General features: G+C 66.9%; 8 protein-coding genes. 4 read left to right on the top strand and 4 right to left on the bottom strand.

Annotated elements, in window-relative coordinates:
- Together ACE3RQ_RS18705 and ACE3RQ_RS18700 are read left to right on the top strand one after the other, a co-directional pair.
- Positions 1-1,586: biotin/lipoyl-containing protein (locus tag ACE3RQ_RS18705; protein ID WP_374523602.1), on the top strand; the 1,586-nt coding region annotated here is incomplete at its 5' end.
- The gene (locus ACE3RQ_RS18700) at positions 1,583-2,074 is read left to right on the top strand and encodes a VOC family protein (protein WP_374523601.1); all 492 of its coding nucleotides are present in this window, start codon (positions 1,583-1,585) and stop codon (positions 2,072-2,074) included. The genes ACE3RQ_RS18705 and ACE3RQ_RS18700, both read left to right, overlap by 4 nt.
- A gap of 36 nt (positions 2,075-2,110) precedes the next feature.
- On the opposite strand, the gene ACE3RQ_RS18695 is transcribed toward ACE3RQ_RS18700, so the two are convergent.
- Positions 2,111-2,485: a cupin domain-containing protein gene (locus tag ACE3RQ_RS18695; protein ID WP_374523600.1), complete on the bottom strand. Its 375-nt coding sequence runs from the start codon at positions 2,483-2,485 to the stop codon at positions 2,111-2,113.
- Between the two features lie 149 nt (positions 2,486-2,634).
- Between ACE3RQ_RS18695 and ACE3RQ_RS18690 the strand changes: the two genes are divergently transcribed.
- Entirely contained in the window at positions 2,635-4,131 is a 1,497-nt protein-coding gene (locus ACE3RQ_RS18690; protein ID WP_374523599.1) for a methyl-accepting chemotaxis protein, read from the top strand.
- 3 nt (positions 4,132-4,134) lie between these two features.
- On the opposite strand, the gene rsxB is transcribed toward ACE3RQ_RS18690, so the two are convergent.
- Together rsxB and ACE3RQ_RS18680 are read right to left on the bottom strand one after the other, a co-directional pair.
- Complete coding sequence (rsxB, locus tag ACE3RQ_RS18685; RefSeq protein WP_374523598.1) at positions 4,135-4,794, bottom strand: electron transport complex subunit RsxB; 660 nt, start codon at positions 4,792-4,794, stop codon at positions 4,135-4,137.
- Between the two features lie 28 nt (positions 4,795-4,822).
- A complete protein-coding gene (locus ACE3RQ_RS18680; RefSeq protein WP_374523597.1) occupies positions 4,823-6,163 on the bottom strand; it encodes a polyhydroxyalkanoate depolymerase in 1,341 nt (446 codons plus the stop codon).
- 132 nt (positions 6,164-6,295) lie between these two features.
- Between ACE3RQ_RS18680 and ygiD the strand changes: the two genes are divergently transcribed.
- Positions 6,296-7,123 (top strand): 4,5-DOPA dioxygenase extradiol, encoded by an 828-nt coding sequence (gene ygiD, locus ACE3RQ_RS18675; protein ID WP_374523596.1) that lies wholly within the window; start codon positions 6,296-6,298, stop codon positions 7,121-7,123.
- A gap of 76 nt (positions 7,124-7,199) precedes the next feature.
- On the opposite strand, the gene ACE3RQ_RS18670 is transcribed toward ygiD, so the two are convergent.
- The coding region (locus tag ACE3RQ_RS18670) for an amino acid aminotransferase (protein ID WP_374523595.1) at positions 7,200-8,284 on the bottom strand (1,085 nt) is incomplete at its 5' end.

Below are 8,284 nucleotides of genomic sequence, written 5' to 3'. Positions count from 1 at the left end.
TCAAGGCCAGCGCCGGCGGCGGTGGCAAGGGCCTGCGCGTGGCCTTCAACGACAAGGAATGCTTCGAGGGCTTCAGCAGCTGCCGCAACGAGGCGCGCAACAGCTTTGGCGATGACCGCGTGTTCATGGAGAAGTTTGTCCAGGAGCCGCGCCACATCGAGATCCAGGTGCTGGGCGACAGCCACGGCAACGTGATCTACCTGAACGAGCGCGAGTGCTCCATCCAGCGCCGCCACCAGAAGGTGATCGAGGAAGCGCCCAGCCCCTTCATCAGCGATGCCACGCGCAAGGCCATGGGCGAGCAGGCCGTGGCCCTGGCCAAGGCCGTGAAGTACCAGAGCGCCGGCACGGTGGAATTCGTGGTGGGCAAAGACCAGGACTTCTACTTCCTGGAAATGAACACCCGCCTGCAGGTGGAGCACCCGGTGACCGAGTGCATCACCGGCCTGGACCTGGTGGAGCTGATGATTCGCGTGGCCGCCGGCGAGAAGCTGCCGCTGACCCAGGCCGACGTGAAGAAAGAAGGCTGGGCCATCGAGTGCCGCATCAACGCGGAAGACCCCTTCCGCAACTTCCTGCCCTCCACCGGCCGCCTGGTGCGCTTCACGCCGCCCGCGCAGAGCATGTGGCAAGCCAACACGCAAGACCGCTTCGGCGTGCGCGTGGACACCGGCGTGCAGGACGGTGGCGAGATCCCGATGTTCTACGACTCGATGATCGCCAAGCTCATCGTGCACGGCAAAGACCGCGCGGACGCCATCGCCAAGATGCGCGAAGCCCTCAACGGCTTCGTGATTCGCGGCGTGCAGAGCAACATCCCCTTCCAGGCGGCGCTGCTGGCCCACCCCAAGTTCGTCTCCGGTGAATTCAACACCGGCTTCATCGCCGAGCACTACGGCCAGGGCTTCCGCGCCGAAGACGTGCCGCACGACGACGCCGATTTCCTGGTGGCGCTGGCCGCCTTCGTGCGCCGCAAGAGCCGCGAGCGCGCCGCTGGCCTGAGTGGTCAGTTGCCCGGTTACGGCGTGAAGGTGGGCCACGACTACACCGTCATCACGCTGGACGGGCAACAAGGTCAGCACCGCTACTCTGCGGTGCACGTGGACGAGGTCACCGGCCAGATCGGCGCGGCCGTGGTCACCGTGGGCGACAAGCGCTACGCCATCCAGAGCCCCTCGCGCCTGAACGACGTGTGTATTGCCGGCACCTGCAACGACCAGCCTTTCACCGCCCAGATCGAGCGCGGCACGGCCCGCAACCCGCTGGCCCTGGTGGTGCAGCACAACGGCACGCGCATCGAGACCATGGTGGTGTCGCCGCGCATGGCCCAGCTGCACCAGCTCATGCCCTTCAAGGCCCCGGCCGACATGAGCAAATACGTGCTCTCGCCCATGCCCGGCCTGCTGGTGCAGGTGGCGGTGCAGGTGGGCCAGAAGGTGCAGGCCGGTGAGCGCGTGGCCGTGATCGAGGCCATGAAGATGGAGAACGTGCTGTTCGCCGCGGCCGATGGCGTGGTGGCCAAGGTGCTGGCCTCGCAAGGCGAGTCGCTGGTGGTCGATCAACCCATCGTGGAGTTTGAGCAATGAGCGCCGTTCAGCGTCCTTTCAAGGTGCTGGGCGTCCAGCAGATCGCCATTGGCGGCCCCGACAAGCTGCGCCTGCAGAAGCTCTGGGTGGACATGCTCGGGCTTGAGGTGACCGGCACCTTCAAGAGCGAGCGCGAGAACGTGGACGAAGACATCTGCGCCATCGGCAGCGGGCCGTTCAAGGTCGAGGTCGATCTGATGCAACCGCTGGACCCCGAGAAGAAGCCGGCGGTGCACACCACACCGCTGAACCACATCGGCCTGTGGATCGACGACCTGCCCACCGCCGTGCAATGGCTCACCGCCCAGGGCGTGCGCTTCGCCCCGGGTGGCATCCGCCGCGGCGCGGCGGGCTTTGACATCACCTTTCTGCACCCCAAGGCCAATGAGGAATTTCCCATTGCCGGCGAGGGCGTGCTGATCGAACTGGTGCAGGCACCGCCCGAGGTGGTCAAGGCCTTCGCGGCCTTGCAGGCCCAGCCCGCCTGAGCGGGGGCGGCCCCCGGTGAGCCGCCGCTGCGCGGCTTACTCCGAAATCATGTAGGTCTTGGTGAGGTGCTCCAGCACCTCGAACTCGCCGGCAAAGCCCGGCGGGATGTAAATGCCTTCCCCAGGGCCGGCTTCCGCGAAGCCGCCCTGGGCGTCGTGCACCCGGCACCGTCCCGTCAGCACGGTGAACAGCTCACGCTCGGTCTCGCCCATGGCAATGCGCCAGCGCCCTGGCTCGCAGCGCCACACCCCGCAATACACCCGTCCGCCCGGCAGGGCATCGTCCACCCGGTTCCAGGTTTCGCGCATGGGGTTGCCTTGCACCAGGCGTTCCGGACGCGGGTGGTCAATCGTGGGGCTGCGCTCTGGCTGGGCACTGAGGTGAATGAGGCGTTGGCTGGTGTTCGACATGGGGAAAGGCCTTACTAAACCCTAGGGGGTACGGTACCGATAAAGCGGCATCCGAGGTCCATGCCACGGGTGCCGCTGCAGGGCGAATCGTAGCGGTCGCCACCCGCCGGCCAGCAGGCCTTGCTTTCATTTGGCCTAAGGAAGCCGCGATGTTGAAAACCTTTTTCTGGCCTGGTGTCACGCTGATGCGTCGCCTGCCGCTGCGCGGCAAGCTGGCCGTGGTGGCGCTGGTGGGCGTTTTGGCCCTGCTGCCCATTGCCGCTGGTCTGCCGGCAGCCGGTTGGCTGGCCGGCGCCGGGGCGGCCCTGCTGCTGTACGGGCTGGCCTGCATTGACCTGAGTTTTCGGGCCGACATGCGCCGCGTGATGCAGGCCATGGAGGCCACCGCCAGCGGTGACCTGCAGGTGCGGGTGAAGGTGGTGGGCCAGGACGAAATGGCCGCGCTCGCCGGCTTGCTGGATCGCACCGTGGCCAGCGTCTCGGCCATGGTGGCCGAGGTGCGCAGCAATTCCGCGCTGGTGGCCCACGCGGGCCAGAGCCTGGCCCGTGGCAACCGCGAGCTGGCCGACCGCACCGAGCAGCAAGCCGCCAACCTGCAGCAAACCGCCGCCAGCGTGCAGCAAATCACCAGCGCGGTGGCCCAGAACGCCCAGACCGCCAGCGAATCCGACCGCCAGGCAGTGGGCGTGCGCGGCGTGGCCGAAGGCGGGCAAGGCGCCATGGCCCAGGCCGTGGACTCGGTGGAGGGCATTCAGAAGAGCGCCCAGCAGATGAACGAAATCATCGGTGTGATCGACAGCCTGGCCTTTCAGACCAACATCCTGGCGCTCAACGCCGCCGTGGAGGCGGCGCGTGCGGGCGAACAAGGGCGGGGCTTTGCCGTGGTGGCCAGCGAAGTGCGCTCGCTGGCGCAGCGCTCGGCCGCCTCGGCGCGCGAGATTCGCCAGCTCATCGAGGCTTCGCGCGAGCGGGTGGAGTCGAGCGTGCACCTGATGCGAGGCGCCGGCCAGCGCATGGGCCAGATCGTCAACGGCGTGCGCGGCATGGCCGAGAACATCTCGCTCATCTCGGCTTCCAGCGCCGAGCAGAGTGGCGGCTTGTCCGAGATCTCCACCGCCGTGGCCCAGCTCGACCAGATCACCCAGCACAACGCCCAGATGGTGGAGCGCGCGGTGGACCAGGCCAACCGCCTGGAGCAGCGGGCCGCGCACCTGGCGCGAGCGGTGTCGATGTTCCGCTTGCAGCAGGGCACGGCCGACGAGGCCATGGCCCTGGTGGACCGTGCCCTGCAGCACCGCCGCCGCACCGCGCCCGATGCCTTCGTGCGCGAACTCAGCGCGCCCAGCCAGGGCTTCCATGACCGCGACATGTACGTGTTCGCGCTGGATGCGTCGGGTGTCTACCGCGCCTTCGGTGGCAAGCCCGAGAAGGTGGGCAGCCGCGTGCAGGACATCCCCGGCGTGGACGGCGCCGCCTTGCTGCAGGCCATCATTGACCAGGCCGAGCAGGCACCGGGCTGGGTGGAATACGACATCGTCAACCCGGCCACTGGCGCGGTGCAGACCAAGATGTCTTATGTGGTGAAGGTGGACTCGCTCTACCTGGGCTGCGGCGTCTACAAAAGCGTGGCCCAGGCTACGGCCTGATCGTCAGGTCGACCCGGCGCGGCGGGCCCGGGCGCGGGCCAGGGCGGCCTCGATCACGGCGCGTTTCTGGTCCAGCACCGCCCCGTCGGTGATCTGCGAATGGGCCGCCAGGTCGGCCAGCTTGGCCTCGGCCTTGACCACCAGGCGCTCTTCGTTTTCGGTCTTTTCCCGCGCCACGCGGGCCTTGTGTTGCTCGTAACGCGAGCGGCCCATCTCGGCCTGCGCCGGGCTCCAGGCCTGCCAGCCGGTGCGCTCGCCGCTGACGATGTCCAGCGAAATGCAGTCCACCGGACAGACCGGAATGCACAACTCGCAGCCAGTGCAATAGGGCTCGATCACGGTGTGCATGCGCTTGTTCAGGCCGACGATGGCGTCGGTGGGGCAGGCCTTGATGCACAGCGTGCAGCCGATGCACCAGTCTTCGTCGATCACGGCCACCGTCACCGGGCCTTCGATGCCGAAGTGCGTGTCCAGCGGCACCACGGGTTGGCCGGTGATGGCCGCCAGCCGCTCAATGCCTTCCTGCCCGCCGGGGGGGCACTGGTTGATGCCGGCCTCGCCCGCGGCAATCGCCTGGGCGTAGGCGGCGCAGTCGGGGTAGCTGCAGCGCTGGCACTGGGTCTGGGGCAGGGCGGCGTCAATGCGCCGGGCGAGTTCGTTCATGCCCCCGATGGTACCGGCGTGGTCAGGCTCAGGCCGCGCTCTTGCGGGCCGGCGCCTTCTTGGCCGGTGCGGCTTTGGTGGGCGCCGTCTGAGCGTGCGGTTGCTGGTGCTGGTGCGCCAGGATGAATGACTGCACCACCGGGTACACCATCTCACGCCAGCGCCGGCCGCTGAAGATGCCGTAATGGCCCGCGCCCTTGGCCTCGTAATGCATGCGGTGCGTGGCCGGAATCTGGGTGCACAGCTCGTGGGCAGCGGCCGTCTGGCCGGAGCCGGAGATGTCGTCCAGCTCGCCTTCCACTGTGAGCAGGCCAATGCCCTGGATGTCTTGCGGGCGCACCCGCTCGACTTTGCCCTGCTCGTTGCGCACATCCCAGGTGCCGTTGACCAGCTTGAAGTCCTGGAACACGGTCTGGATGGTCTCCAGGTAGTAGTCGGCGTCCATGTCGAGCACGGCGTTGTACTCGTCGTAGAACTGTCGGTGGGCTTCGGCGCTCTCGTTGTCGCCCTTGATCAGGTTCTGGAAGTAGTCGTAGTGGCTGTTGGCGTGGCGGTCGGGGTTCATGGCCACGAAGCCCGAGTGCTGCAGGAAGCCGGGGTAGACGCGGCGGCCAGCACCCGGGAATTTGTCGGGCACGCGGTAGATCACGTTGTTCTCGAACCACTCAAAGCTGCGCTGCGTGGCCAGGTTGTTCACCGCCGTGGGCGATTTGCTGGCGTCAATGGGGCCACCCATCATGGTCATGGACAGCGGCAGCTGCTCGCCCCGGCTTGCCATGAGCGAGACCGCCGCCAGCACTGGCACCGTGGGCTGGCACACGCTGATCACGTGGCAGTCACCGTAGATGCCTTGCAGGTGGCGGATGAAGGACTGCACGTAGTTCACGTAGTCGTCCAGGTGGAACTCGCCTTCCGACAAGGGCACCAGACGGGCGTTTTTCCAGTCGGTGATGTAGACCTTGTGGTCTTTGAGCATGGTGCGCACCGTGTCGCGCAAGAGCGTGGCGTAGTGACCGGAGAGTGGCGCCACGATCAGCACCACCGGTTGGCCCTTGAGCTTGGCCAGGGTGGCGGTGTCGTCGGAGAAGCGCTTGAAGCGGCGCAGCTCGCAGAAGGGCTTGTCCACCTCCACCCGCTCGTGGATGGCCACGTCCACGCCGTCCACGTCCACCGTGTGGATGCCGAACACCGGCTTTTCGTAGTCTTTGCCCAAGCGGTGCAACAGGTCATAACCGGCCGACACGCGCTGCGCCAGTGGCAACTGCGCCAGGGGCAGGGCGGGGTTGTTGAACATGCGTGAGGCCACTTGGGCCAGGTCGGAAAACGGCTCCATGATCGAGCGTTGGGCTTCGTAGAGCTGGTAAAGCATGGCGTTGGGCTCCGGTTATGTTGCAGTGCAATATAACAGCCAGCTGATTTCCGCGCAGCGGGGTCAATACTGATGTCAAGGGCGAATCTGTCACCTGCGCGAAACGCCGCAGAGGCGGGCGACAATGCCGCCATGCCCGAACTCGATACCCTTCCCCGCACCGCACGCTTGCCGGTGCTCTTCGTGGGCCATGGCAGCCCGATGAACGTCATCACCGATAGCCCCTGGCGTCGCCAGTGGCAGTCGCTGGGGCCGGTGTTGCGGGCGCAGGCCGCGCCACGCCTGGTGCTGTGTGTCTCGGCCCATTGGATGACGCATGGCTGGTGGCTCACCGCCATGGCGCAGCCCCAGACCATTCACGACTTCGGCGGCTTCCCGCAAGCCCTGTTTGATTTGCAGTACCCCGCGCCCGGTTGGCCCGAGGCTGCCCGCGCCATCGCGCAGGCCGTGGCCCAGCCCGGCAGCGAACAGCCATTGGGCCTGGACGAAGGCGAATGGGGCCTGGACCACGGCTGTTGGGGGGTGCTGCAACCCATGTTCCCCGAGGCCGACATTCCGGTGATTCAGCTCAGTGTGGACCCAGGGCGCAGTGGTGCGGACCACCTGGCGCTGGGTCGGCGCCTGGCTGTTTTGCGCGAGCGTGGCGTGCTGATCGTGGCCAGCGGCAACGTGGTGCACAACCTGCGCGCCTTGCGCAGAGAAGTGCCCGACAACCAGGCTTATGAATGGGCCATCGGGTTTGACCAGACGGTGGCCGAGGCCTTGTCGGCCGGGCAGCCGGCGCGGCTTGCCGACTGGGCCGGCCTGGGCGAGACGGCGGCGCTTTCGCACCCCAGCCCCGAACACTGGCTGCCCCTGATGGTGGCGGCCGGGGCCGCGGGGGAGGGGGCTGTGCCCGAGTACTTCAATGAGGGTTTCCAGGCTGCCTCCATTGGCATGCGATCCATGGTCTGGGCCTGACACCTGGCCCGTCGCCAGACAAAAAAGAAGCCACCCGAGGGTGGCTTCTTCATGCGCAGGGCAACGAGGCGGGTGATCAGATCACCTTGGCGATGGCCTGGCAGACGTAGTCGATGTTCTTGCTGTTCAGCGCGGCCACGCACATGCGGCCGGTGTCGGTGCCGTAGATGCCGAACTCGCTGCGCAGGCGAGCCATCTGGTCTTTGCTCAGGCCCGAGTAGCTGAACATGCCGATCTGGGTGGTGATGAAGGACATGTCCTGCTTCACGCCGGCGGCCTTCAGGCCGTCCACCAGCTTCTGGCGCATGGCCTTGATGCGCACGCGCATCTCGGCCAGTTCTTTTTCCCACAGGGCGCGCAGCTCGGGGTTGTTCAGCACGGCGGCCACCACGGCGCCACCGTGGGTTGGCGGGTTGGAGTAGTTGGTGCGGATCACGATCTTGAGCTGCGACAGCACGCGGTCGGCCTCTGCCTTGTCGCTGCACAGCACCGACAGGGCGCCCACGCGCTCACCATAGAGGCTAAAGCTCTTGGAGAACGAGGTGGACACGAAGAAGTTCAGGCCCGAGGCCACGAACTTGCCGATCACGGCGCCGTCTTCGGCGATGCCGTTGCCAAAGCCTTGGTAGGCCATGTCGAGGAAGGGGGTCAGGCCCTTGGCCTTGATGACGGCGATCACCTGGTCCCACTGCTCGGCGGTCAGGTCGTAGCCGGTGGGGTTGTGGCAGCAAGCGTGCAGCAGCACGATGGTGCCGGCCTCGGCGGCGTTCAGGCTGACCAGCATGCCCTCGAAGTTCACACCGCGCTTGTCGGCGTCGTAGTAGGCATAGGTGTCCACCGTGAAGCCGGCGTTGGTGAACAGGGCGCGGTGGTTTTCCCAGCTCGGGTCGCTGATGAGCACCTTGGCGCTGGGGCTGAGCTTCTTCAGGAAGTCGGCGCCGATCTTCAGACCGCCGGTGCCGCCGATGGCCTGCACCGTGGCCACGCGGCCGCTCTTCACGGGTTCGCTGTCGGCGCCGAACACCAGGCCCTTCACGGCGGCGTCGTAAGCGGCGATGCCGTCAATGGGCAGGTAGCCACGGGCGGCGGGCTTGTCCATCAGGGCCTTCTCGGCGGCCTGCACGCACTGCAGCAGCGGCAGCTTGCCGTTGTCGTCGAAAT

It is taken from the genome of Hydrogenophaga sp. (assembly GCF_041913525.1).
Lineage (GTDB): Bacteria > Pseudomonadota > Gammaproteobacteria > Burkholderiales > Burkholderiaceae_C > Hydrogenophaga.
Note: the sequence above shows the minus strand (reverse complement) of the source record. Positions and strands in the feature narration are given on the sequence as shown.